The organism is Streptomyces sp. NPDC020917 (genome assembly GCF_044333795.1).
Classification (GTDB): Bacteria; Actinomycetota; Actinomycetes; order Streptomycetales; family Streptomycetaceae; genus Actinacidiphila.
The window spans coordinates 138,493-162,807 of sequence record NZ_JBIRRR010000022.1 but is presented as its reverse complement, the minus strand read 5'-3'; the positions used below and the strand labels follow the sequence as shown (position 1 = coordinate 162,807).

Annotated in this window: 22 protein-coding genes and 1 pseudogene; 12 read left to right on the top strand and 11 right to left on the bottom strand. The window is 73.5% G+C overall.

The window, feature by feature from the left end:
- Positions 1 to 55 precede the first annotated feature (55 nt).
- The 5 genes from ftsH to dacB form a co-directional block, all read right to left on the bottom strand.
- Positions 56 to 2,104 (bottom strand): ATP-dependent zinc metalloprotease FtsH, encoded by a 2,049-nt coding sequence (gene ftsH / locus ACH4TG_RS34150; protein ID WP_398246526.1) that lies wholly within the window; start codon positions 2,102 to 2,104, stop codon positions 56 to 58.
- A 197-nt stretch (positions 2,105 to 2,301) separates the two neighbouring features.
- Positions 2,302 to 2,856, bottom strand: a complete 555-nt coding sequence (gene hpt / locus ACH4TG_RS34145) for a hypoxanthine phosphoribosyltransferase (protein ID WP_398246525.1) — start codon at positions 2,854 to 2,856, stop codon at positions 2,302 to 2,304.
- 36 nt (positions 2,857 to 2,892) lie between these two features.
- Positions 2,893 to 3,888: a tRNA lysidine(34) synthetase TilS gene (gene tilS, locus ACH4TG_RS34140; RefSeq protein ID WP_398246524.1), complete on the bottom strand. Its 996-nt coding sequence runs from the start codon at positions 3,886 to 3,888 to the stop codon at positions 2,893 to 2,895.
- Between the two features lie 262 nt (positions 3,889 to 4,150).
- On the bottom strand, positions 4,151 to 5,308 hold the full coding sequence (locus tag ACH4TG_RS34135) for a zinc-dependent metalloprotease (RefSeq protein WP_398246523.1): 1,158 nt from the start codon (positions 5,306 to 5,308) through the stop codon (positions 4,151 to 4,153).
- 631 nt (positions 5,309 to 5,939) lie between these two features.
- Positions 5,940 to 7,310, bottom strand: a complete 1,371-nt coding sequence (dacB, locus tag ACH4TG_RS34130; RefSeq protein WP_398246522.1) for a D-alanyl-D-alanine carboxypeptidase/D-alanyl-D-alanine-endopeptidase — start codon at positions 7,308 to 7,310, stop codon at positions 5,940 to 5,942.
- 87 nt (positions 7,311 to 7,397) lie between these two features.
- Between dacB and ACH4TG_RS34125 the strand changes: the two genes are divergently transcribed.
- The 3 genes from ACH4TG_RS34125 to ACH4TG_RS34115 all read left to right on the top strand — a co-directional run bounded on the left by ACH4TG_RS34125 (position 7,398) and on the right by ACH4TG_RS34115 (position 10,007).
- Positions 7,398 to 7,892: an inorganic diphosphatase gene (locus ACH4TG_RS34125; protein WP_398246521.1), complete on the top strand. Its 495-nt coding sequence runs from the start codon at positions 7,398 to 7,400 to the stop codon at positions 7,890 to 7,892.
- A 183-nt stretch (positions 7,893 to 8,075) separates the two neighbouring features.
- Positions 8,076 to 9,086, top strand: a complete 1,011-nt coding sequence (locus ACH4TG_RS34120) for an alcohol dehydrogenase catalytic domain-containing protein (protein WP_398246520.1) — start codon at positions 8,076 to 8,078, stop codon at positions 9,084 to 9,086.
- A 30-nt stretch (positions 9,087 to 9,116) separates the two neighbouring features.
- The gene (locus ACH4TG_RS34115; RefSeq protein WP_398246519.1) at positions 9,117 to 10,007 is read left to right on the top strand and encodes an SDR family NAD(P)-dependent oxidoreductase; all 891 of its coding nucleotides are present in this window, start codon (positions 9,117 to 9,119) and stop codon (positions 10,005 to 10,007) included.
- Between the two features lie 64 nt (positions 10,008 to 10,071).
- Here ACH4TG_RS34115 and ACH4TG_RS34110 read toward each other — a convergent pair whose 3' ends face one another.
- Both ACH4TG_RS34110 and ACH4TG_RS34105 read right to left on the bottom strand, forming a co-directional pair.
- Complete coding sequence (locus ACH4TG_RS34110; RefSeq protein ID WP_398246518.1) at positions 10,072 to 11,700, bottom strand: threonine/serine exporter ThrE family protein; 1,629 nt, start codon at positions 11,698 to 11,700, stop codon at positions 10,072 to 10,074.
- A 16-nt stretch (positions 11,701 to 11,716) separates the two neighbouring features.
- Positions 11,717 to 12,463, bottom strand: a complete 747-nt coding sequence (locus ACH4TG_RS34105) for a DedA family protein (RefSeq protein ID WP_398246517.1) — start codon at positions 12,461 to 12,463, stop codon at positions 11,717 to 11,719.
- A gap of 149 nt (positions 12,464 to 12,612) precedes the next feature.
- Here ACH4TG_RS34105 and ACH4TG_RS34100 point away from each other — a divergent pair, with 149 nt between their 5' ends.
- Together ACH4TG_RS34100 and ACH4TG_RS34095 are read left to right on the top strand one after the other, a co-directional pair.
- Positions 12,613 to 14,010, top strand: coding sequence for an ABC transporter ATP-binding protein (locus ACH4TG_RS34100; protein ID WP_398246516.1), 1,398 nt, complete (start codon positions 12,613 to 12,615; stop codon positions 14,008 to 14,010).
- A 41-nt stretch (positions 14,011 to 14,051) separates the two neighbouring features.
- The gene (locus ACH4TG_RS34095) at positions 14,052 to 14,426 is read left to right on the top strand and encodes a YbjQ family protein (RefSeq protein WP_398246515.1); all 375 of its coding nucleotides are present in this window, start codon (positions 14,052 to 14,054) and stop codon (positions 14,424 to 14,426) included.
- A 34-nt stretch (positions 14,427 to 14,460) separates the two neighbouring features.
- Here ACH4TG_RS34095 and ACH4TG_RS34090 read toward each other — a convergent pair whose 3' ends face one another.
- Positions 14,461 to 15,219 (bottom strand): MerR family transcriptional regulator, encoded by a 759-nt coding sequence (locus ACH4TG_RS34090; protein ID WP_398246514.1) that lies wholly within the window; start codon positions 15,217 to 15,219, stop codon positions 14,461 to 14,463.
- 222 nt (positions 15,220 to 15,441) lie between these two features.
- Between ACH4TG_RS34090 and ACH4TG_RS34085 the strand changes: the two genes are divergently transcribed.
- From ACH4TG_RS34085 to ACH4TG_RS34065, 5 genes are all read left to right on the top strand, one after another.
- Complete coding sequence (locus ACH4TG_RS34085) at positions 15,442 to 16,842, top strand: glutamate decarboxylase (RefSeq protein ID WP_398246513.1); 1,401 nt, start codon at positions 15,442 to 15,444, stop codon at positions 16,840 to 16,842.
- A gap of 25 nt (positions 16,843 to 16,867) precedes the next feature.
- Positions 16,868 to 17,080 carry a dodecin gene (locus ACH4TG_RS34080; protein ID WP_398246512.1) on the top strand — a complete coding sequence of 71 codons (213 nt, stop codon included), beginning with the start codon at positions 16,868 to 16,870 and terminating at the stop codon, positions 17,078 to 17,080.
- 207 nt (positions 17,081 to 17,287) lie between these two features.
- Positions 17,288 to 17,827 carry a hypothetical protein gene (locus ACH4TG_RS34075; RefSeq protein ID WP_398246511.1) on the top strand — a complete coding sequence of 180 codons (540 nt, stop codon included), beginning with the start codon at positions 17,288 to 17,290 and terminating at the stop codon, positions 17,825 to 17,827.
- A complete protein-coding gene (locus ACH4TG_RS34070) occupies positions 17,824 to 18,891 on the top strand; it encodes a rod shape-determining protein (RefSeq protein ID WP_398246510.1) in 1,068 nt (355 codons plus the stop codon). Before ACH4TG_RS34075 ends, ACH4TG_RS34070 begins: the two co-directional genes overlap by 4 nt.
- A 101-nt stretch (positions 18,892 to 18,992) precedes the next feature.
- Entirely contained in the window at positions 18,993 to 19,730 is a 738-nt protein-coding gene (locus tag ACH4TG_RS34065; protein WP_398246509.1) for a maleylpyruvate isomerase family mycothiol-dependent enzyme, read from the top strand.
- A 347-nt stretch (positions 19,731 to 20,077) separates the two neighbouring features.
- On the opposite strand, the gene ACH4TG_RS34060 is transcribed toward ACH4TG_RS34065, so the two are convergent.
- From ACH4TG_RS34060 to ACH4TG_RS34050, 3 genes and pseudogenes are all read right to left on the bottom strand, one after another.
- The gene (locus ACH4TG_RS34060) at positions 20,078 to 21,154 is read right to left on the bottom strand and encodes a DUF2786 domain-containing protein (RefSeq protein ID WP_398246508.1); all 1,077 of its coding nucleotides are present in this window, start codon (positions 21,152 to 21,154) and stop codon (positions 20,078 to 20,080) included.
- Positions 21,151 to 22,074 (bottom strand): M56 family metallopeptidase, encoded by a 924-nt coding sequence (locus tag ACH4TG_RS34055; protein ID WP_398246507.1) that lies wholly within the window; start codon positions 22,072 to 22,074, stop codon positions 21,151 to 21,153. Before ACH4TG_RS34055 ends, ACH4TG_RS34060 begins: the two co-directional genes overlap by 4 nt.
- A gap of 251 nt (positions 22,075 to 22,325) precedes the next feature.
- Positions 22,326 to 22,688, bottom strand: a pseudogene (locus tag ACH4TG_RS34050) (BlaI/MecI/CopY family transcriptional regulator); the annotation flags it as partial.
- Between the two features lie 117 nt (positions 22,689 to 22,805).
- On the opposite strand from ACH4TG_RS34050, the gene ACH4TG_RS34045 reads away from it, so the two are divergent.
- Together ACH4TG_RS34045 and ACH4TG_RS34040 are read left to right on the top strand one after the other, a co-directional pair.
- Complete coding sequence (locus tag ACH4TG_RS34045) at positions 22,806 to 23,612, top strand: DedA family protein (RefSeq protein WP_398246506.1); 807 nt, start codon at positions 22,806 to 22,808, stop codon at positions 23,610 to 23,612.
- Positions 23,609 to 24,226 carry a phosphatase PAP2 family protein gene (locus ACH4TG_RS34040; RefSeq protein WP_398246505.1) on the top strand — a complete coding sequence of 206 codons (618 nt, stop codon included), beginning with the start codon at positions 23,609 to 23,611 and terminating at the stop codon, positions 24,224 to 24,226. Before ACH4TG_RS34045 ends, ACH4TG_RS34040 begins: the two co-directional genes overlap by 4 nt.
- The last annotated feature ends 89 nt before the right edge of the window (positions 24,227 to 24,315 follow it).

Here is a 24,315-nt window from a genome sequence, read left to right as displayed (position 1 = left end):
AGGCCGCGGCCCCAAGGTTACAAACCCTGGGGCCGCGACCTGCATTCCTGACGGCTCAGCCGTCGGTGGAGCCGTCCTCGGGGAGGTCCACCGGCTCGGCCGGCTTGGTGGTGGAGATCGGCGTCGGCCCGTTGCCGTTGGCGGGCTGGGAGCCGTTGGTCAGCGCCAGCTCCTTCGGCGACAGCACCGGCGGCCGGGTGGAGGGGGTACGCCGGGAGGAGCCGGTCCAGGCCGGCCGCGCCGGCCGCTTGACGACCGGGGCGAAGATCTCGGCGATCTCCTCCTTGTTCAGCGTCTCCCTCTCCAGCAGCGCCAGCACCAGGTTGTCCAGGACGTCCCGGTTCTCGACCAGGATCTCCCAGGCCTCGTTGTGCGCGGTCTCGATGAGGGTCTTGACCTCCTCGTCGACCAGCCCGGCGACCTCCTCGGAGTAGTCGCGCTGGTGACCCATCTCACGGCCCAGGAACGGCTCGGAGTTGTCGGAGCCGAACTTGATCGCGCCGAGCCGCTCGGTCATGCCGTACTGCGTGACCATGGCGCGGGCGGTGGTGGTGGCCTTCTCGATGTCGTTCGAGGCGCCGGTGGTCGGGTCGTGGAAGACCAGTTCCTCCGCGGCCCGGCCGCCCATCATGTAGGCGAGCTGGTCCAGCATCTCGTTGCGCGTGGTGGAGTACTTGTCCTCGTCGGGCAGCACCATGGTGTAACCCAGGGCGCGGCCGCGGGACAGGATCGTCACCTTGTGGACCGGGTCGGAGCTCGGCGAGGCCGCCGCGACCAGGGCGTGTCCGCCCTCGTGGTACGCGGTGATCTTCTTCTCCTTGTCCGACATGATCCGGGTGCGCTTCTGCGGACCGGCCACCACGCGGTCGATGGCCTCGTCCAGCATGCCGTTGTCGATCAGCTTCTTGTCGCTGCGGGCGGTCAGCAGCGCGGCCTCGTTGAGCACGTTGCTCAGGTCGGCGCCGGTGAAGCCGGGGGTGCGGCGGGCGACGGCCATCAGGTCGACGTCCGGCGCGATCGGCTTGCCCTTCTGGTGCACCTTGAGGATCTCCAGGCGGCCCTGCAGGTCCGGCGGGTCCACCGCGATCTGGCGGTCGAACCGGCCCGGGCGCAGCAGCGCCGGGTCGAGGATGTCCGGCCGGTTGGTGGCGGCGATCAGGATCACGCCGCCCTTCACGTCGAAGCCGTCCATCTCGACGAGCAGCTGGTTCAGGGTCTGCTCGCGCTCGTCGTGGCCGCCGCCGAGGCCCGCACCGCGGTGCCGGCCGACGGCGTCGATCTCGTCGACGAAGACGATCGCCGGGGCGTTCGCCTTGGCCTGCTCGAACAGGTCGCGGACCCGGGAGGCACCGACACCGACGAACATCTCGACGAAGTCGGAACCGGAGATCGAGTAGAACGGCACGCCCGCCTCGCCGGCCACGGCCCGCGCGAGCAGGGTCTTGCCGGTACCGGGGCGGCCGTAGAGCAGCACACCCTTGGGGATCTTGGCGCCGACGGCCTGGAACTTCGCGGGCTCCTGCAGGAACTCCTTGATCTCCTGGAGCTCCTCCACCGCCTCGTCGCAGCCCGCGACGTCGGCGAACGTGGTCTTCGGCGTGTCCTTGGTGATCAGCTTCGCCTTGGACTTGCCGAACTGCATGACGCGGGAGCCGCCGCCCTGCATCTGGTTCATCAGGAAGAGGAAGACCACCACGATCAGCACGAACGGCAGCAGCGACAGCAGGATGCCGACGAAGGCGTTCTGCTTGGACTGCGTGACCGTGTACTTGTCAGGCAGGGTGACGCCCTTGACCTTGCCGTTGACGATGTCCTGCAGGTGGTTGGCGATGTCAGAGCCCTGGTTGCCGATGTAGCTGGCCCGGACCTTGCTGCTGCCCTCGATCTTGATGCCGTCCTTGAGCTGGACCTTGATCGAGTTGTCGTCCCCGGTCGTCAGCTCGGCGGATTTGGCCTGGCTGGTGTCGATCGCGTGCACGACCGCGCCGGTGTCCACCGTCTTGTAGCCGCCGCCGGACCCGACGACCTGCATCAACACGACCACGGCGAGGACAGCCAGCACGATCCACATCACTGGCCCACGGAAATAGCGCTTCACGTCCATCCATGCGGGGCGATCACGCCCCGTCCCTCCTGCCACAGTGAGGCACCGACGCCTGATGGCGCCGCATGCATCCGGTGTATTGACCCGACCTTCGGACGGTACCCCAGCATTGTCACCCGAGGTTGCCGCCGACCGTTAACAATCCCGCTTTCCCCTGCTCCAACGGCGGAAAACCGGCAGGGGTTCCCCGCCGCCGGTCAGCCGCCGTACACGTGCGGTGCCAGAGTGCCGACGAAGGGGAGATTGCGGTACTTCTCCGCGTAGTCCAGGCCGTATCCGACGACGAACTCGTTCGGGATGTCGAATCCAGTGTATTTGACATCGATCCGGACCTTCGCGGCCTCGGGCTTGCGCAGCAGCGTGCACACCTCCAGGGAGGCGGGGCCGCGCGAGCCCAGGTTGCTGATGAGCCAGGAGAGCGTCAGACCGGAGTCGATGATGTCCTCGACGATCAGCACGTCGCGGCCGGCGATGTCGGTGTCCAGGTCCTTGAGGATGCGGACGACGCCCGAGGACTTGGTGCCGGCGCCGTACGACGACACGGCCATCCAGTCCATGGTCACGTTGCTGGAGAGGGCGCGGGCCAGGTCCGCCATCACCATGACGGCGCCCTTGAGCACGCCCACGATCAGCAGGTCCCTGCCCGCGTAGTCCCGGTCGATCTCGGCGGCCAGCTCCTTCAGCTTCGCGTCGATCTCTGACTTGGAGATGAGCACCTTTTCGAGGTCGGCGCCCATGTCGTTCTCGTTCACTGCGCGGTACGTCCCTAGGTCTGCGGCTCTGCGGCTCTACGACGGCGAGAAGAACAGTCTGCCATTCGCCCTGCGCACGGCGACGCCGCCGGGTAGGTTCAGCGCCTTCTGGCCGTGCCAGCCGGTCACCAGGCGGTCCACCTCCTCGATGTGCCGGGCGAACAGGAAGCCGGGGGGCGAGCCGACGGCGATCGCGGCGCGGCGCAGCACCCGGCGGCGGACGGCCGCGGGCAGCGCGTGCAGCCGGCGCACGTCCAGGCTGCCGTCCTCTCCCGCCGCGTCGGCCTCGGCGTCGGCGGCCCACTGGTCGAGCGCGTCGGCGTCGTCGCGGGACAGCTGGGCGGTACGGGCGAGTGCTTCGACGACGCCCTTGCCGAGGGACTTCTCCAGGATGGGCAGCGCCTCGTGCCGCACCCGGGAGCGGGTGTAGGCGGGATCGTGGTTGTGCGGGTCCTCCCACACGGTGATGCCCTGGGCCAGACAGCCCTGGCGCACGGTGTCGCGGTCGAGCAGCAGGAAGGGGCGCCGGTAGCGGCCGCCGGTGCCGGAGACCGCCGCCATGCCGGACAGCGACCGGGTGCCGGAGCCGCGGGCGAGCCCGAGGAGCACCGTTTCTGCCTGGTCGTCGCGGGTGTGGCCGAGCAGCACGGCGGAGGCGCCGCGGCGTTCGGCGGTGGCGTCGAGCGCGGCGTACCGCGCGTCGCGCGCGGCGGCCTCGGGGCCGCCCTGGCGGCCCACGGTCACACCGACCGCGTCCACCGGGTCCAGGCCGAGACCGCGCAGCCGGTCGGCGACCTCGGCGGCGCGCACGGACGAGCCGGCCTGCAGGCCGTGGTCGACGGTGACGGCTCCGGCGCGCACGCCGAGCCGTGGGGCCTCGAAGGCGAGGGCGGCGGCAAGCGCCATGGAGTCGGCGCCGCCGCTGCACGCCGCGAGGACGAGCGGGTGCGGGTCGTCGGACGCGCTGAGGATGTCGTGCAGGACGCGGCGGACCGCCAGGCGTATCGCCGCGACCGTGGGATGGGGTCCCATGTCCGGATCCCTCCTGGGGAGGCTGTGAGGGGCTGCAGTGAGCAAGGGGAATGACGCAGGGTGTTCAGATGGTGACAGAAGCCGGAGCATTACCCGAGCATCGCACGCGCCACCCCACCGCTACGGTCCCTCGGACGGGTGAACCCGGAGCCCCGGAACGGCCGCGCGAGCCGCCCGGACGGGCCACTCGCGCCGGCGCGGGCCCCAGCGGCCCCTGCGGTCCCCTCGCGGCCCCCGCATCCCTCCGGGACTCCCCCGCCTCCTACGACTCGGTGCGGCCGTGGACCCGCGCGATCCAGTCCGCGGGTTTGGCGATCTCCGCCTTGGTGGGCAGCGTGTTCGGCGAGGTCCACACCCGGTTGAAGCCGTCCATGCCGGTCTCCTCGACCACCGCCCGCACGAAGCGCTCCCCGTCGCGGTACTGGCGCAGCTTGGCGTCCAGGCCGAGCAGCCGGCGCAGCGCCTGGTCCAGGCGGCCCGCGCCGCTCGCCCGGCGCTGGGTGAACTTCTCGCGGATCTCCGCCACCGAGGGCACGACGTCCGGGCCGACGCCGTCCATCACGAAGTCGGCGTGTCCCTCCAGCAGCGACATCACGGCGGTGATCCGGCCGAGGATCTCCCGCTGGGTGGGCGTCTGCACCAGGTCGACCAGGCTGCGGCCGTCGTCGGACGGCTCGTCCTCGCCGCCGGGGCCGGAGAAGGACTGGACGGCCTCGCGGACCCGCTCGATCACGGTGGACGCGTCGAGGTCGGTCTCGCCGAGGAATCCCTGGATCTCGCCCTCGATGTGGTCGCGCAGCCACGGCACGGCGGAGAACTGGGTGCGGTGGGTCTCCTCGTGCAGGCACACCCACAGCCGGAAGTCGTGCGGGTCGACGTCGAGTTCGCGCTCGACGTGGACGATGTTCGGGGCGACCAGCAGCAGCCGCCCGGCGCGGGAGGCGCCCGGCGAGGGCTTCACCGGCCCTGCGGGCATCTCGCGGGTCGGCGGCGCGAAGGTCTCGTACTGCCCCAGCACCCGGGACGACAGGAAGCTCAGCAACATGCCGACCTCGACGCCGGTCACCTTGCCGCCGACCGTGCCCAGGACGGCGCCGCCGGGACCTGCGGGCCGGCGGGCCTGCATCTTGCCGAGCAGCGGCTTGAGGACCTCGCGGAAGCCGGCGACGTTGGCCTTGACCCAGCCGGGCCGGTCCACGATCAGCACGGGGGTGCCGTGCGGCTCGCCCCCTTCCACGTCCCCGTACATCCGGGTGAACGCGCGGACGTGGGCCTCGGAGTCCTGGGCGTGCGTCCTCAGCTCGGCGACGATCCGCCGGGCCTCGTCACGGCTGACCTCCGGCCCCGGCCGGGTGAGGCGCTGCGCGGTCGCCACGGCGAGGTTCCAGTCGACCATCTCGCTTGCACCGATGCTCGTCATGTCTTCACGGTACGTTGCCGCTCCCGCTTTGGGGGTTCCCACCGCCCTTTCCGGCCCCCGCGGGCAGCGGTTCGCCTCTTCCGGGCTGCGCCCCGGTGCGGCTTCACCTGACGGTGTGGGTCGCCCCCCAGGGGGCGCGGGGTCCCCCAGCGCTGCGCCTGGGAGGTGCCCCAGCGCGACCAGCCACGCACCGGCCGTGCGACGGCAACGCCCCTCACGGGGCAGGACAAGCCCCGCAGGGGCGCGGGGTCCCCCAGCGCTGCGCCTGGGAGGTGCCCCAGCGCGACCAGCCACGCACCGGCCGTGCGACGGCAACGCCCCTCACGGGGCAGGACAAGCCCCGCAGGGGCGCGGGGTCCCCCAGCGCTGCGCCTGGGAGGTGCCCCAAGCGCGACCAGCCACCGCGGCGCCGCGGGTCGTCACCGCCCCGGAGGGGCAGATCGGTCCGTCCCGGACCACCGGGCCGTGGGTGGCTGGTCGCGCAGTTCCCCGCGCCCCTTGAGGGGTGCCCCTCGCACGTTCGAAGCGGAAGCCAGCCCGCGGAGGGCGGAGCCCGGCCCGTTCGGGGGGCGGGCCGCGGAGGGCGGAGCACGGCCCGTTCGGGGCGGAAGGCGGGCCGCGGGAGGCGGGGCTAGGTGAGGGAGGTGGCCAGGCGGTCGAGGGTGGATTCGGCGGGGAGGGCGGCGGGAGCGCCCTGGGTCATGAAGCTGAAGGCCAGCACACGGCCGTCCGCCAGGACAGTCGTGCCGGCGATCGTGTTGGTACCGGTGAGCGTCCCCGTCTTGGCCCGGATCAGGCCCGCCCCGCCGGACCCGTGGAAGCGGGAGGCGAGCGTCCCGGTGAAGGCGGCGACCGGCAGCCCGGTCAGGACGGACCGCAGCTCGGGGTGCCCGGCCTCGCCGGCCAGGGCGAGCAGCCGCGCCAGGGTCAGCGGGGCGAGGGCGTCCGCGTGGTCCAGCCCGCTGCCGTCGGCGAAGACCGCGCCGCCGAGCGGCACCCCGTACCGGGCGAGCGCGGCCCGAATCGCCCTCGCGCCCCCGGCGAAGTCGGTGTGCTGCCCGCTCGCCCGGGCCACCTGCCGGGCCAGCGCCTCGGCGATGTCGTTGTCGGAGTTGGTGAGCATCCGCTCGACGAGGTCGGACAGCGCGGCGGACTGGTGGGCGGCCAGCTGCGTGCCGCCGGTGCCGGAGCCGCGCGCGGGCGTGCCGGTGACCGCGATGCCGCGGGCCCGCAGGAGCTGGGCGAAGCTCGCCGCCGCCGCGCCGGCCGGGTCGGTGGTGCGCGGCGCGGGCCCGCTGGACGTGCCGTCCAGCCGTCCCTCGCGGACCATCAGCGCGGTGACCGGCGCGAGGTTCTCGTTGTAGCCGATGGGGTGCAGGGCGGGCCCGGCGAAGTACGAGGTGTCGTAGGCGAGCCGCACCGTGCGGACGCCGCGGGCCTTGAGCGCGGCGGCGGTGTCGTCGGCGAGCCCGCCGAGTTCCAGGGTGGGGTCGCCGCCGCCGACCAGCACGATCCGGCCGGGGGCGGTGGTCACGACGCCGGTGGTGAGCCGGTGCCCGGGCCCGAGAGTGCCCAGCGCGGCGATGGCGGTGGCGATCTTGGTGAGCGAGGCGGGCGTGCTCGCGGTGGCCGCGCGGTGGCTGTAGAGCACCTGCCCGGTGGTGACGTCGATCACGGCGCCGGTGCGCACCGGGCCGAGGTCGGGGCTCGCCATGAGGCGGTCGAGGCGCCCGGTGAGCGTGGCCGCGTCGCCGCCGGCCTGCGGCGCGGCGCCGGCCGGCTGCAGGACGGGGGCGGCCGAGGGCGGCGGGGGGACGGCGCGCCCGGTGGCCACGGGATGGGCGGCGGCGTCCAGTTGACGGTCCCTGGCGGCGGCGAAGGACCGCTCCGCCGTACGCTGGCCTGACTCCCACGGACCGGCCGCGGCCACCGCCCCGGCGGCCACCGCCAGACCTATCGCGGCCGACCCCGCCACGACCTGCCACGTTCTGCCGAGCGGCACTGCCGACCAGCCCCTTTCGCGACCACCCCGATGCGTGGGAGACACTTAATCACCCGCACTGTGCGCTGATCATGGAGGAGTAGGGCCTTGGAGTTCGACGTCACGATCGAGATCCCGAAGGGTTCGCGGAACAAGTACGAGGTGGACCACGAGACCGGTCGTATCCGCCTGGACCGCCGGCTCTTCACCTCGACCAGCTACCCGGCGGACTACGGCTTCGTCGAGAACACCCTCGGTGAGGACGGCGACCCGCTGGACGCCCTGGTGCTGCTGGACGAGCCGACGTTCCCCGGCTGCCTGATCACCTGCCGGGCGATCGGCATGTTCCGGATGACGGACGAGGCCGGCGGCGACGACAAGGTGCTGTGCGTGCCGGCGTCGGACCCGCGCGTCGAGCACCTGCGGGACATCCACCACGTCAGCGAGTTCGACCGGCTGGAGATCCAGCACTTCTTCGAGGTCTACAAGGACCTGGAGCCCGGCAAGTCCGTCGAGGGCGCGAACTGGGTCGGCCGCGCCGAGGCCGAGGCGGAGATCGAGGAGTCCTTCCGCCGCCTCAAGGAGCACGGCGACGGGCACTGAGCCCCCGGGGCACGGCCCCGAGCATTCGGTGGGCGGTACGGGACCGGGTCCCGTACCGCCCACCGCCGTCTCCGGGGCGCGCCGCCTGCCTTGGACAGGTGCGGGCGGCGCGGGAATACTCGGCGGAGGAGAAGTTCCCATTCCAGGACAGATCCCCCCACCCCCTCCACCGGGAGGTACGCCATGCGTGCCGCGCTCGCCACAGCGGCCTCGGAGCCGCTCAGCCTGACCGACCGGGACGTCCCCGAGCCCGGACCGGGCGAGGTCCTCCTCAAGATGATCGCCTGCGGCGTCTGCTTCACCGATCTCGGCCTGCTGCAGGGCCACTATCCGTTCGCCCGCTTCCCCGTCGTGCCCGGCCACGAGGTGACCGGCACGGTCGTGGCGACCGGCACCGGCGTGACCTGGCCGCCCGAGGGCACCGTGGTCGGCGCCCAGTTCCTGAACGACTCGTGCGGCCACTGCGAGTACTGCCGGCGCGGCGACCAGATCCTGTGCCGGGAGAAGAAGATCACCGGGATCATGGTCGACGGCGGCTACGCGGAGTACGCGGTGTTCAAGGCGGGCTTCGTCACCGAGCTGCCGGCGGGCCTCGACCCGGTGGCCGCGGCCCCGCTGATGTGCGCGGGCATCACCGCGTTCAACGGCCTGCGGCAGGCCGGGGCGGTCCCGGGCTCGCGCGTCGCGGTGATCGGCACCGGCGGCGTCGGCGCGCTGGCGATCCGCTACGCCGCCGCCCTGGGCTGCCGGGTGGCCGCGATCGGCCGCTCTCGGCACGGCGAGGACCGGGCCAAGCGGCTCGGCGCCGAGGTCTTCGTGGCCACCGACGAGGGCGACCCTGGCGAGGCGCTGCAGCAGTGGGCCCAGGGCGCGAACGTCATCCTGAGCGCGGCCCCGTCCACCGCTGCCGCGCAGACCACGTTCGGCGGCCTGGCCCCGGACGGCACGCTGGTGCTCTGCGGCTACGGTCCCGAGCCGCTCACGCTGCCCACCTCGCCGATGGTGCTGAACCGGCTGCACGCCATGGCCAACCCGTCGGGTTCGCCGCACGACCTGCGCGACACGCTGGAGTTCTCGGCGGCACAGGGCATCCTGCCGGAGTTCCGGCCGATCACCCTCGACCAGGCGCCGGAGACGCTGGACGCGATGGCCGAGGGCCACGGCGGGATCCGCTCGGTGATCACCTTCGGCTGACCGGCTCGGGACACCCCCAAGGAGTGCGACATGTCCACCATCCTCGTCACCGGCGCCTCCAGCGGGTTCGGGGCGCTCGCCGCCCGTGCCCTGGCCCAGGCCGGCCACATCGTCTACGCGAGCATGCGCGACACCGGCGGCCACAACGCGCCCGCGGTGGCCGAGGCCGCCGCCTGGGCTGCGGACCACGGCCGCGACCTGCGCACCGTCGAACTCGACGTGCAGTCCGAGGAGTCCGCCGCCAAGGCCGTCACGGCGATCCTCGACGACCAGCCCGCCCTGGACGTCGTGGTCCACAACGCCGGGCACATGGTGACCGGCCCGGCCGAGGCGTTCACCCCGGAGCAGTACCTGCGGCTGTACGACATCAACGTGCTCGGCGCCCAGCGCGTCAACCAGGCGGTGCTGCCGCACATGCGGGAGCGCAGGGACGGGCTGCTGGTGTGGGTGGGCAGTTCCAGCACCCGCGGCGGCACCCCGCCCTACCTGGGGCCGTACTTCGCCGCGAAGGCCGCGATGGACGCGCTCGCCGCCAGCTACGCGCTGGAGGTCGCCCGCTTCGGGATCGAGACGACCATCGTCGTGCCCGGCTCCTTCACCAGCGGCACCAGCCACTACGCGCACGCCGGCCACCCCGCCGACGAGGAGGTCGTCGCGAGCTACGAGGAGCTGTACGGCGGCCTGATGGAGCAGATCGGGCAGCGGATGCAGCAGCTGGAGCCGCCGGACGCCGACGTCTCGGAGGTGGCCCGTGCGATCGTCGCCGTGGTGGACGCCGAGAAGGGCCACCGGCCGTTCCGGGTGCACGTCGATCCCACCGACGACGGCGCCGCCGTGGTGAACGCGGTCGCCGACCGGATGCGGCTGGAGTTCCTGCGCCGCCTCGGCCTGGAGGACCTGCTGCACCCGGCCATGGCCTGAACCGCCCGCCGCGGAACCAGGCCGGTGCGGGCCGGCCAGGGGCCGGTCCGCACCGGCCGCCCGGTCAGAAGCCGCGGGTGCGCTTGGCGGCGCGGCGCGGTCCGGGCGGGCCCGGGGTCTTGAGGGCGAGGCGGGCGATCTCGTTGCCGAGGTTGACGCCGATGGCGATGGCCATGGCCAGCGCCGCGGCCTTGGTGAGCTGGGCCAGGCCCTGGTTCAGGTGGTGCTGGGTGACGGCCAGCAGCCCGAAGTACGTCGCCGAGCCGGGCAGCAGCGGCCCGATCGCCGCGGTCACGTACGGCAGCACCGAGACGTACCGGTAACGGGCCATCAGCTGGCCGAACAGGCCGACGAGTCCGGCCGCGGCGGCGGTGGACGCGACCTGGTTGCCGCCGGCCTGCTGGTGCAGCACCCCGAAGACCGTCCAGGCGACACCGCCGTTGACGGTGGCGAGCAGCAGCACCCCGCGCTCGCACTGGAGCAGCACCGCGAACGCCAGCGTCAGCACCATCGCGGCGGCCAGCTGCACCCACGGGTGGTCGTAGGCGCGCAGCGCCTGGTCGGGGTTGAGGTCGGCGCCCAGGCCCACGCCCGCGTACAGGATCAGGGTGACGCCGATGACGATGCCGACCACCAGGTAGACCACTTCGAGCAGGCGGGCGGAAGCGGTGATGTAGAAGCCGGTGAGGCCGTCCTGGACGGCGGCGACCAGCGCGCGGCCGGGCAGCACCGCGAACAGCCCACCGGTGATCACCGCGGAGGACTGCACCCCGGTGGCGCCCGGGATCCAGTGCGCGTACCGGTCGACGAACACGCCCATCGCGGCCGCGGGCATCGCCGCCACCGCGAACTGGTAGAACTCCGGCAGCCCGCGCCCGGCCAGCAGCCAGGCCAGCCGGTCGCCGAGCATCGCGGCGATCGCGGCGGCCACGAAGATGATCAGGTTGCCGCCGACGAGGATGCTCGCCGCGCCGGCCAGCAGCCCGGCGGCGCCGGTGAGCACCCAGCTGCCGTACGGGTGCCGGTTGCGGCGGATGTCGGCGAGCCGCCGGTAGGCGTCCTCCAGGCTCACCTCGTGCGCGGTGATCCCGTCGACCAGGTGGAAGACCGCGGCGAGCCGGGTGTAGTCGGTGCCGCGCCGCCGCACGGTGCGGCTCATGGTGACCGGCAGCTCGGTGAGGGCCGGCTGGTACGAGATGCCCAGCAGCGTGAAGGTGACGGTGGGCTCGACCCGCGCGAGCCCGTACGCGAAGGCGACGCCGAACATGGCCGCCTCGACGTCCTCCGCGCCCTCGCCGCCGGCCAGCAGCAACTCGCCGATGCGCAGGGTCAGGTCGAGGACGCGCGGCACCGAGACGGACGCGCCCGGCTGCCGCTCGGCGGGCGCCGGGCGCTCGGTCGACGGCATCCGCAGCATGGCGCGCATCCGGTCCTGCCACAGCGCGCCCTCGGGCGGTATCGCCAGCACGGGGAAGCCCTCGGGCGGGGTGAACGCCGAGCCGACGCCCGAACCCGACCCGATGCCCGGGCCCGCGCCGGTGCCGGATCCCGCGCCGGATCCCATGCCCGCGCCGGCGCCGGCGCCGGGCTCGCCCGCGCCTGGCGGGGTGCCGCCGCCCGCGGGGGTGCCGCCGCCCGCGGGTCCGTTCTGGGGGCCGCGCCCGCGCTCCTGCCCGCCCTGATCGCCTGTCACACCGGTCCCAACGGGGTCAGCGCTTCTGCGCCCGGTGCCGCCCGCCGCGCGGCGCCGACAGCGACTCGTGCTCGGCCGGCGCCTGCCCGTCGGCCCGGACGCCGGCGGCGGACGCGCCCTGCTGTCCGGCCTCGGCGCCCTTGCCTGCCTTGCGGCGCGACCGCAGGTACTCGATGCCGATCGGCACCACGGAGATCAGCACGACGAGGACGAGCATCGCCTCGATGTTCTTGTGCACGAATTCGATCTGGCCGAGCCAGTAACCCAGAAGCGTGACGCCCGCGCCCCACAAGGTGCCACCGATGAGGTTGAAGGTGAGAAAGGTGCGGTAGTTCATTCGGCTGACGCCTGCGACGATCGGCGTGAACGTGCGCACGATCGGCACGAAGCACGCCATCACGATGGCTTTGGGCCCGTGGTGTTCGAAGAACGCGTGCGCCTTCTCGATGTTCTCCATCTTGAACAGCCGGGAATCCGGCCGGCGGAACAGCGACGGCCCGACCTTGCGGCCGAACAGGTAGCCGACCTGCTCGCCGGCCACCGCGGCCACCGCGATGGCCGCCGCGACCAGGGCCAGCGGCTGGTGCAGGGTGCCGGTGGCGACCAGCAGACCCGTGGTGAACAGCAGCGAGTCACCCGGCAGGAAGAAGCCGATCAGCAGCCCGGACTCGGCGAACACGATCAGCAGCACGCCCCACAGGCCGTAGGTGTTGATCAGGTGGTCGGGGTCGAGCCAGCTCGGGCCCAGCGCGAGGTTCGTCACGATCCAAAAGTATCAATGCAGTGTTGATACAAACGTTCCGCAACCGACCGGTAGTGGACTACCTTCTCCGCAGCGTCATCCGTGCGTTACGCAAGTCTTCCCCCCACGTGCCCACGTCACCTAGTCCGACCAACCGGGCGGCTCCCGCTATGACTCGCGCCATCACCCTGCACGAAGTTTCCAAGTACTACCCGAAGCAGCCCTCACCGGCGGTCGACAGGTTCTCCCTGGACATCGCCCCCGGTGAGTTCCTGGTCCTGCTCGGGCCCTCGGGCTGCGGCAAGTCCACCGTGCTCCGCATGATCGCCGGCCTGGAGGACATCACCACCGGCGAGCTGCTGCTGGACGGCGAATACTCCAACGACCTCGCCCCCGGGGACCGCAAGATGGCGATGGTCTTCCAGAACTTCGCCCTGTACCCCAGCATGACCAGCCGCGAGAACATCGGCTTCCCGCTGCGCTTCGAGATGCCGGGCGAGGAGCCCGGGCCCCGCGTCGACGAGACGGCCCGCATCCTCGGCATCGAGGAGATCCTGGACCGCTACCCCGGGCAGCTGTCCGGCGGCGAGCGGCAGCGCGTGGCGATGGGCCGCGCGATCTCCCGCCACCCCTCCGTCTTCCTGATGGACGAGCCGCTGTCCAACCTGGACGCCAAACTCCGCTCCCACCTGCGCGCGGAGATCGCTCGTCTCACCCATGGCATGGGCGTCACCACCGTGTACGTCACGCACGACCAGGCCGAGGCGATGTCCCTCGGCGACCGGGTCGCCATCATGCGCAGCGGCGTGCTGCAACAGCTCAGCACGCCCCGAGAGGCGTACCACCTGCCGGAGAACGTCTTCGTCGCCGCGTTCGTCGGCACCCCGCGCATCAACCTGCTGCAGGCCACGGTGCTCGCGCCGCTCGGCGGCGGCATGTGGATCGACTTCGGCCGGCAGCGCCTCGGGCTGCCGGAACCGCTCAGCCTGGACCACCAGATGCTCCGCATCCAGCAGGGCCGCCCGATCATCGTCGGGCTCCGCTCGGAGGCGGTGCGGATCGCCCAGCCCAGCCAGGCGCACTCCGGCGAGGTCGTGATCAGCGGCATCGTCGAGCACGTGGAGTACCAGGGCCACGAGTCGCTGGTGCACCTGAACACCGGCTCGCGCCCCGCGGTCGTGCCCGAGTTGGAGGCGCCGCGGCCGGTGGCCGCGGACGCCCGCGGCGGTTCGCGGCGCTCCAGCGGCTCCGGCGGGTTCGGCCGGCTCGCCCAGAAGGCGGCCCGGCGGATCCAGGCGTCCGTCATGGAGCGCGAGGCGCCGGTGCCCGGCGGTGTGCCGCCGCGGCCCGACCACGCACCGGGCCGCGGCCCGGTCTCCGTGATGGACCGCCCGGCCGCGCCGCCCGAGACGCAGACCGGCGACCTGGTGGTGCGCACCGGACCCGACATCCGGGTCCGCCGCGGCGACCGGGTGCCGCTGCTGGTGGACCTGGCGCATCTGTACGTCTTCGACCACGAGGGCCGCCGGATCTGCCCGGCGCCCGCCGAGCAGCCGCGCCTGGAGTAGCTGCGGGTGCGGGACGTCCGGGCCCCGGGCAGGCTGCCGCCATGAGCATCGACGAGTACGGCGGCGGCCAGACCCAGGACTCGGACGTCCTCGTGGTGACCACGAACGAGGCCCCCGGCTTCCGGGTGGAGCGGGTGGTCGGCGAGGTGTTCGGCCTGACCGTGCGCTCCCGCCACCTGGGCAGCCAGATCGGCGCCGGACTGAAGTCGATGGTCGGCGGCGAGCTGAAGGGCCTGACCAAGACCCTGGTGCAGACCCGCAACCAGGCCATGGAGCGGCTGGTCGAACAGGCCAGGGCGCGCGGCGCCAACGCGGTGCTGATGATGCGGTTCGACGTCACCGAGGCGGCCGACGTCGGCACCGAGGTCTGCGCCTACGGCACCGCGGTGGTGCTGACCCCCGCGGACGCGGCCTAGGCCCGGGCACGGCCCGGGTAACGGGTCGTCCGGATCAGGTGCGGCGTGCCGCGTTCGCCAGGATCGCGTCGTGCAGGTACCGGGCCAGGCCCGGCGCGATCCCCTCGTAGTAGGCGGTGAACCGCGGGTCGGCGAGGTACATGCCGGCCAGCCCGGTGTGGATGTCGTACCCGCAGTCGTAGTAGTGGCGCGTGATGGACTGCCGGTGCTCCTCGGCGAGGTCCATCGCGGCCCCGCCGCCGGCCGGTTCGCCGGCGTCCATCGCCGCGGTGATCCGCCCGAACCACGCGTCCTGCTCGGCCTTGATCCGCAGCCAGTCCTCCTTGGTGTACGAGGAGACGCGGGCCTGCGACTGGGCGTACGCCTCGGTGTTCCCCCAGCGTTCCCTGACCTCCTCGGCGTGCTCGTCGGGGTCGTAGTCCCCGAAGACCTCGAACTTGTCCTCGGGTGTGAGGTTGATGCCCATCGTGCGTGCCTCCATGGCGCGTCGGACGGCCTCCGCCATCTGCCGGAGCCGGTCGATGCGGCCGGTGAGCAGCGCGTGCTGCCGGCGCAGGTGCGCCACCGGGTCCGCGTCGGGGTCGTCCAGCAGGACGGCGACCTCGTCGAGGGGGAAGCCGAGCTCCCGGTAGAACAGGATCTGCTGCAGCCGGTCCAGGTCGGCGTCGTCGTACCGCCGGTGGCCCGCGGCGCTGCGCAACCGCGGGCGCAGCAGCCCGATCTCGTCGTAGTGGTGCAGCGTGCGCACCGTGACCCGGGCGAACCGGGCCACCTGCCCGATCGTGTAGCTCATCGTCCCGCCTCCTTTCCTGTCACCGGCCACCCTGCGTCCTCACGTCGCGTCAGGTGCAAGGAGTTTCCCGCGGGCTCCGCCGGGGCCCGGGCTGCCGTCGCCCCGCCTTCGCGTGCCGCCGGCTGACGGGCACTGCTCTGCGCGATGACCGAAATGCCCTTATCGTCGCGATTGGTGCACCTGTTCCGGGGCACGGATCCGCGTTCGGCCGGGAGGCCCGTCATGTCGCTGCACAAAGGCTCCAGCGCACCGCACGACGTCTCCGTCAACCCCTTCGTCGGGGTGGCCGATCCGGTCGGCGGCATGGAGACCGCGCCGCCCAAGCACCGGCTGGCGGAAGGGCCGATGGCCCCCTCGGCGGCGTACCAGCTGGTGCACGACGAGCTGATGCTCGACGGCAACTCCCGGCTGAACCTGGCCACCTTCGTCACCACCTGGATGGAACCGCAGGCCACGCTGCTGATGACCGAGTGCGTCGACAAGAACATGATCGACAAGGACGAGTACCCGCGCACCGCCGAGCTGGAGCGGCGCTGCGTGGCGATCCTCTCCGACCTGTGGAACGCGCCGGACCCGGCGAAGACCGTCGGCTGCTCGACCACCGGCTCCTCCGAGGCGTGCATGCTCGCCGGCATGGCGCTCAAGCGCCGCTGGTCCAAGCGCACCCCCGGCTATCCCGCGACCGCCCGCCCCAACCTGGTGATGGGCGCCAACGTGCAGGTGTGCTGGGAGAAGTTCTGCACGTTCTGGGAGGTCGAGGCGCGGCTGGCGCCGATGCGCGGCGACCGGCTGCACCTGGACGCCGAGGGCGCCATGGAGCTGGTGGACGAGAACACCATCGGCGTGGTGGCCGTGCTCGGCTCCACCTTCGACGGCTCCTACGAGCCGGTCGCCGAGATCTGCGCGGCGCTGGACGACTACGAGCAGCGCACCGGCGTCCACGTCCCGGTGCACGTCGACGGGGCCTCCGGCGCGATGATCGCGCCCTTCCTCGACCAGGACCTGGTCTGGGACTTCCGGCTGCCGCGGGTCGCCTCGATCAACACCTCCGGGCACAAGTACGGCCTGGTGTACCCGGGCGTCGGGTGGGCGCTGTGGCGCGACGCGGACGAGCTGCCCGACGAGCTGGTGTTCCGGGTGAACTACCTCGGCGGCGACATGCCGACGTTCGCCCTGAACTTCTCCCGGCCCGGCGCCCAGGTCGTCGCGCAGTACTACAGCTTCCTGCGGCTGGGCTTCGGCGGCTACCGCGCGGTGCAGCAGGCCAGCCGCGACGTGGCCCGCTCGGTGGCCGGCGAGTTCGCCGCCCACGAGCAGTTCCGGCTGATCACCCACGGGGACCAGCTGCCGGTGTTCGCCGTCACCACCGCGCCCGACGTGAAGAACTTCGACGTCTTCGACGTCTCGCGGCGGCTGCGCGAGCGCGGCTGGCTGGTGCCCGCCTACACCTACCCCGCCGACCGCGAGGACCTGGCCGTGCTGCGGGTGGTCTGCCGCAACGGCTTCTCCGAGGACCTGTCGAGCCTGCTGATGGCCGACATCGAGCGGCTGCTGCCGGAGCTGTGCGCCCAGTCCCACCCGCTGGACCGCCCCAGGAACGTCGCGACCGCCTTCCACCACTGACCCGACAGCCCCGAAAGGACCCGCCATGGCCGATCACACCTACCGCGTCACCGAGATCGTCGGCACCTCGCACGAAGGCGTGGACGCCGCCGTGCGCAACGGCGTCCGGCGGGCCGCGCAGACCCTGCGCGGACTGGACTGGTTCGAGATCACACAGGTCCGCGGGCACATCGTGGACGGCGAGGTCGAGCACTACCAGGTCGGGCTGAAGGTCGGCTTCCGGCTCGAAGAGGCGTAGCGGCGGGGCGCGGGGCGCGGACCCGCCGCGCGCGGGCCGCCCCGGGCCGTGCGGGTCCCCGTTGCGCCGTACGGGGGCGTTTCCCCGGACGGCCGCTCCCGAACGGCGCAACAAAGGTCGCAAAATCCGACCATCCGTCAAAGCCTTTGACGTCGCCCCCCGACGTCCGACCGACGCACACCGGACCACGAAGTCTCCGGAGACCGCATGAGCCACCAGGACCCTCCTCCCCAGCCTCCCCCGCCCGGGTCCAAACCCCCGGGTTCGACCGGTCCCACCCCGTCGGGACCCACCACCGGGCCCGCCCCGCACGGCGGCCGCCACCCGCGGCAGGAGTCCGACACGCGTGACGCGTGGGCGGCCGGCGGCACGGTCTTCGCCGGCCTGATGCTGCTGATCGCGGGCGTGATGGCGATCCTCGAGGGCATCGTCGGCATCCACAAGGACGCGGTCTACGTGGTGACCCGCGGCTCCTACGCGTACAAGTTCAACGTCACGTCCTGGGGCTGGATCCACCTGGTGCTCGGCGTCCTCGCCGTGGTCGTCGGCTACGGCGTGCTGCGCGGCATGGAGTGGGCCCGCTGGGCGGGCATCTTCATCGCCGGTCTCAACATGATCGCCAACTTCTTGTTCCTGCCCTACCAGCCGGTGTGGGCGATCGTCATGGTGGCCATCGACGTCTTCATCATCTGGGCGCTCGCCACCTACCACCCGGCCGAGAGCCGCAACGGAGGTGTCCTACTGTGAACCCGCACCTGGCGACAGGACCGCTCACTCCCACCCTGGAGCACCTCAGGCGCTGCCAGATCGCGGTGGACATCGGCGCCGCCCGCACCCGCGTGTACCTGCGCAACGAGGGGATCGTGGTGGACGAGCCGAGCGTGGCCGCGGTCGACGTGCGCACCGGCGCGCTGATCGCGGTGGGCGCCCGGGCCGAGACGATGGCCGGCCGCACCCCGCAGCACATCCGGGTCGTCCGGCCGGTGTCCAGCGGCGCGGTCGTCGACATCGCCATGGCCCAGCGCATGCTGCGGCACGTCCTCGGCGACAAGCTGGGGCGCCGCTGGAGCCGGATGTCCTCGACGCGGGGCATGCCGGTGCCGGTGCTGCGGGCCGCGGTGTGCATGCCGCACGGCAGCGAACCGATCGCCCTGCGGGCCGCGATGGAGACGATGTACGGGCTCGGCGCGCGCAAGGTGGAGCTGGTCGACACGCTCATCGCGGCGGCGGTGGGCTGCGGGCTGCCCGTCGAGCAGCCCGAGGCCACCATGATCGTGGTGTGCGGCGCGGGCACCACGCACGTCGCGGTGCTCTCGCTCGGCGCGATCGTGTCCGCGGAGACGGTGCCGGTGGGCGGCGACGCGATCGACCGCGCGGTGGTGGAACACCTGCGCAGCCAGCACGAGTTGATGCTGCCGAGCCAGTCGGTGCGGCCGCTGCACCAGCTGCTGGGCGGCACCACGACCACCGAGGTGCACGGGCGGGACGTCGTCTCCGGGCTGGCCAGGACCGTCACGGTGGAGACCGAGACGGTCCGGCACGCGATGCGCCCGCCGCTGACCGCGGTACTGGACGCGATCACCTCCGTGCTGCGGCAGAGCCCGCCCGACCTGGTGGCCGACCTCGCCGACCGGGGCATCATGCTGGCCGGGGGCAGCGCCCACATGCCCGGCCTGGACCTGATGCTCCGCCAGGCCACCAACGTGCCGGTGCACATCGCGCCGCACCCCGACACGGTCGCCGTCCGCGGCCTGGGCGCCATGATCGAGGCCCGCTTCCGCCCCACCCCCAGGGACCCGCTGGCCCCCTGACGCCCACGACTCCGCCGCCGCGCCGCTCCTCCGCGGCGCGGCGGCCGAACCCGGGGCGTGCGGCCCGTTAGGCGGGCCGGGGCAGCGGGCAGGACCGTCGGGTGACGAGGACTCAGGAATTCGATCCGGCCGCGGTCCTGGAACGGCTGAGCACCGCGACCGCGGCGCTGCTGCACACCGCCGCGTCCCTCGACGACGCCGACGTCCGCGCCCCCTCCCTGCTGCCCGGCTGGACCCGCGCGCACGTGCTGACCCACCTCGCCCGCAACGCCGACGGCGGCACCAACCTGCTGGTGTGGGCGAGGACGGGGGTCGAGACCCCGGAGTACCCGAGCATGGAGGCCCGCGCCCGCGCGATCGAGGACGGCGCGGGCCGCCCGGCGCGCGCGCTGCTCGCCGACGTGCGCGACAGCGCCGACCGGTTCGCCGCGGAGTACGCGCGCATGCCGGATCCCGCGTGGGAGACCGTCGTCCGCTGGACCGGCGGGCAGCAGCGCCCGGCCGCCCGGGCCGCGGACTCCCGGCTGACCGAGGTACTGGTGCACCACGCCGACCTGGACACCGCCTACACCTGCGCGCAATGGCCCGCCGACTTCGTCGCGGAGATGCTCGGCCGGGTCACCGCCTCCTTCAGCGGTCGCGCGGACGCCCCCGCGATGCGGCTCCACGCCACGGACACCGGCACCCACCACTCCGTCCCCCACCCGCCCCCGGACGGCTCCCCCCTCATCCGCGCCCCCCAGGCGGACCTCCTCTCCTGGCTCATGGGCCGCCCCCCGACCCCCCACCTCACCACCCACAACCCCACCCCCCTCCCCCACGTCCCCTTCCTCTACTAGCCCCCACCCCCACCACACGACGGAAGCCCCGGGGCGCGGGGAACCGCGCGCCCAACCCACGACAAACCGTCAGCCGGCACCCCACCCCCGGGGCCACCCCGGACACCGAAGGGGCGCGGGGAACTGCGCGCCCAGCCAGAACGCACCGTCCGACGGCAGACAACCCCCGGGGCCACCCCCGAACCCGAGGGGCGCGGGGAACTGCGCGACCAGCCAGAACGGACCCGCGCCAGGCAGCGCGCAGCACCAGGCACTCCGGACACCGAGGGAAACGCACAGAATCCGCACCGGGGGACGGGAAAGCCCGGCGGGACGGAGTCCGGAAGGCGGGCCCCCGAGAGGGGGACTCAGAGGCGGACCGAGCGGGCCGTGCTGCGCCCGGCCTCCCATCCGTCGACGTCGCGGCCCTTGAGCCGCGCCGTGGAGGTGGACGGGAAGAGCCGCTCCCGGGTCTCGCGAACGGCCAGGTCCCGGGCGGCCAGCACGGGCAGCAGGTCCGCGGCGGGACGGGCCGCGACCTCGGTGGCGGCCGCGTCCGCGAGCCGCTCGCGGATCCCGGCGGCGTACGCGATGAGGAAGCTCTCGCGGTAGTCCCGCGACCGGGACCGCCCCCGGTGCAGCGCCCGGTCCGCCTGGACCAGCAGCGAGGTGTACAGCAGCTCGACCGCGTCGAGGTCCCCGGCGTGCCCCACGACAGTGGAGAAGCCGAACTCCTGCGCCCACACCGCCTCGCACCGGTTCGCCGACGCCACCGCGTCCAGCAGCAGCGCCTTCGCGCCCTCGTAGGGCCGCTCGACGCCGATCCGGCGCGCCGCGGGGCCCGCCGCCCCGCCGTGGGCGTCGAGCAGCGCCTCGTCGATGCTGTGCGCGGCCATCAGCTGCTGGGCCTTGGCCGAGAGCGCCTCCGCCTCCTCGGGGAAGCCGGTGGACTCCGCCTTGGCCAGCAGCGCCCTGATCCGCCCGAGCACCTTGGAAGCGGGCCCGCCGCCCGCCCCGGCACCCGCGCGCGCCCCGGCAGCCCGCCCCGGCCCGCCGGACGGCAGCACCGGGATCCGCGGCAGCCGCGCGACAAGGCACAGCACCTCCACGAGCACCGCGGCAGCGGAGAAGCGGTCGAGGCGCTCGGCGGCGGCGAAGTCGGCGAGCGCGCCGGCCGGCCCGGGCAGCACCGACTCGGCGAGTCGCTGGTGGCGCGGGGTCAGCTCGCGCCCGGCCATCCGTACCAGGTCGGGGACGGTCCAGCCGCGGGCCGCGCTCTCCCGCACCAGGCGCGCCGCGGCGCCGGCGGCCAGCGCGGACACCTCGCCCCAGCCCTCGCCGGAGGCGGCGAGCACCGACGCGGCGGCGTCGACGTCGCGGTCGCGTCCACCGCCGCCCACCGCCGCGGCGAGGGCGGCGTCGAACGCCGTACCGGGTGCGGTCACGGCTCGCCCTGGGCGACCTCGATCGAGCCGTGCAGGTCGTGCGCGGCCTCCAGGGCGCAGGCCGCGGACAGCGCCAGGCACGCGGCCAGCACGGCGGCGATCATGCGGGGCGTGCGGGCCCGCAGCTGCGGCGCGGGCGCCGCGGCCAGCAGCGCGGCCACCCGGCGCGGTACCGGCCCCGCGGTCGCCGACAGCGCGACGCCCGCCCGGGCCGAGGGCCTGGCCGCCAGGGCGGCGCGGCCGATCGCGCGGGCAGCGAGCCGGCGGTCGCCGACCGCGGCCGCCGCGGACTCGTCGGCCCAGCGTTCGAGGGCGTAGGACAGCGGGGCGCTGAGCATCCGCAGCACCGGGTGGCAGGCGGCGGAGAGCGCGAGGGCGCTCAGGAACAGGTGGTGGCGCCCGGCCAGGTGGGCGCGCTCGTGGGCGAGCAGCGCCTCCCGCTCTTCCGGGTCGAGCGCGCGCAGCATGCCGGTGGTGACGACGATCCGCCCGGGCCGGCCGGGCAGCGCGTAGGCGTCGGGCCCGGGGTCCTGGAGCACGGTGAGGTCGCCCGCGGCGCTGCCGTCGCGGGCGGCGGCCCGCCGGGCCCGCGCGGTGAGCACGGTGTGCCGCCGGGCGGTCCGCACGAAGGCGACGGCGACGTAGGTGAGGAGGGCGGTGGCCAGGCAGGCGGCGGGCACGGTCACCTCGTCGCCGACGACCGGCAGCCGCAGGTGGCCCAGTGCGGCGATCGGCGGCATCTGCAGCGCCCCCGCGCCGGCGAGCAGCGCGAGTGCGGCGGTGCTGCACCCGGCCAGCACCACGGCGGAGCCGGCGAGCAGCCAGGCCGCGGCCCTGGGGGGAAGCGCCTCGGCCAGCCGGCGTGCGGCCGGTCCGGCGACGAGCGGCAGCAGCAGGGGGATCCACACGGCGACGTTCATCCGCGGGCACCTCCGCCCGGCAGCGTCCGCTCCTGGCGGCCGTCCTGGTCGTCGTGCCCGCCGCGCCCGTGCTGCCCGAGGTGCGCCTCGCGCCCGTCGAACGCGTCGCGCCCGTGGTGCGTCTCGCGGACGTCCTGGGGATCGGGCCGGCCGGGCCCGCCGGTCGGGTTCTGCCGGTCCGCGGGGTCCGGCAGGACCGCCGGGACCGGCCCGTCTATCCGGTCCGCGGGGAGCTCCGGGGCCGCCTGCGCGAGGAGGGCGCGCAGCAGCGCCTCGTCGTCGGGGGCCAGTTCGGAGACGAACCGGGCGAGCACGGTGGGCCGGTCGTCCTGCGCGGACTTGTCGAGCTCGGTGCGCATCCGGCGGGCGGCCAGGCCCGGGGAGTCCTGGACGGGCAGGTAGGCGTAGCCGCGTCCGGAGCGGGTGCGGCTGACCGTGCCCTTCTCGTGCAGGCGGGCCAGGATCGTGGTCACCGTGGTGCGGGCCAGCGACGAGCCCAGTTCCCGCTGGACGTCGGACGGCGTCAGCGCGCGCCCGTCCGCCGCCCACAGGGCCGCGAGCACGCTCGCCTCCAACTCGCCCGAAGGGCGGCGTCCCGCGCTGGGGTCCGGCATCGCTCGATCGCCCCTTCCCGCTCGTTCGTCTACAGTGCAGTAGACCGACTACACGACTGTAGACGGTAGGGGTGCCTCGTCGCGCCCCCGGACCCATTATGGGAGGGCCCCACCACCATGCCCCTGCCCGCGCTGAACCAGGCCGTGAACGTCCTGGACGCGACCTCGTTGCTCTCGTCCTTCGGGGCCCTCGGCATCGCGGTCGTGATGTTCGCCGAGACCGGCCTGCTCATCGGCTTCTTCCTGCCCGGCGACTCGCTGCTGTTCACCGCGGGACTCCTGAGCGTATCCGGCGCGTCCAAGGTCGTGCACCTCTCGCTGTGGCAGGTGCTGATCGCATCGGTGGCCGGGGCGCTGCTGGGCGCGCAGACCGGGTACGTGATCGGCCGGCGCGGCGGCCCCGCCCTGCTCGCCAGGTCCAGGAACAGCAAGCTGCACGAGGGCGCGGCCCGGGCCGGCGAACTGCTGGAGCGGTACGGGCACGCCAAGGCCGTGGTGCTGGCCCGGTTCATCCCGGTGGTGCGGACCGTGCTCAACCCGCTGGCCGGGGCGCTGGGCGTGCCGGCCCGCACCTTCACGATCTGGCAGGTCGCCGGCGGCGTGGTGTGGTCGGTGGGCCTGGTGCTCGGCGGCTACGCGCTCGGCTCGTCGATCCCGCACGTGGACACCTACCTGCTGCCCATCGTCGCGCTGATCGTGATCGTCTCGCTGGCGCCGCTCGCCCTGGAGTTCTGGCGCGGGCGCAGGAACCGCGCCGCGGGCACCGGCACGGCCTCTGAGACCACCGCCGCCCACGGGTCCGGCGCCCACAGGTCCGGCGCGCACAGGTCCGGCGCGCACGCCGTCTCGCACCAGCCCCCGAACCACGACACCACCCCCACCTCCGCCTCCCACCGTCGCCCGACGGACCCGGAGGGTCTGTGACATCCCGCTTCGACGCGGCCCTGTACCGCTGGGTCACCGACCTCGCGCAGCACACGCCGGAACCGGTCAACGAGACCATCCGCTTCTTCAGCGACTACGGCCTCGGCATCTTCGCCGCACTGATGCTGCTGGCCTGGTGGCGGGCACGGCCCGCGGACGCCGCGCGGATGGCGGCGGCGCTGGCCGTGCCGCTCGTCGTGGTGACCGCCTTCCTGGTGAACGACGTGATCAAGTCGCTGTTCGACGAGCAGCGGCCCTGCCGGACCCTGCACACCGTCACCGTCGAGACCTGCCCCGGCCTCGGGGACTGGTCCTTCCCCAGCAACCACACCGCCATCGCGTTCGCGTGCGCGGCCGCGCTGCTGGTCGCCAACCGCCGGCTGGGCTGGGTGGCGCTGCCGATCGCGGCGCTCATGGGCTTGTCGCGGGTGTGGATCGGGGTGCACTACCCGCACGACGTGCTGGCCGCGGTGGTGGTCGGCACGGCCGTGGCCTGGCCGCTGACGGTGGCCGCCCGGCGGGCCGCTCCCGCGGTGGAGCGGATGCGCGGCACCCGGCTGCTCGGACCCGCCCTCACGCGGACGTCGCACGGGCCGCTCGGCGCGTCCGGCTGAGCCCGCCGGCGGGCGGCGCGCCACCACTCAGGTGAATTCGGGAGCGCCCGGCGCGACGAGGGGAACTGTCAGGTTGTCGCTTTTCCGAT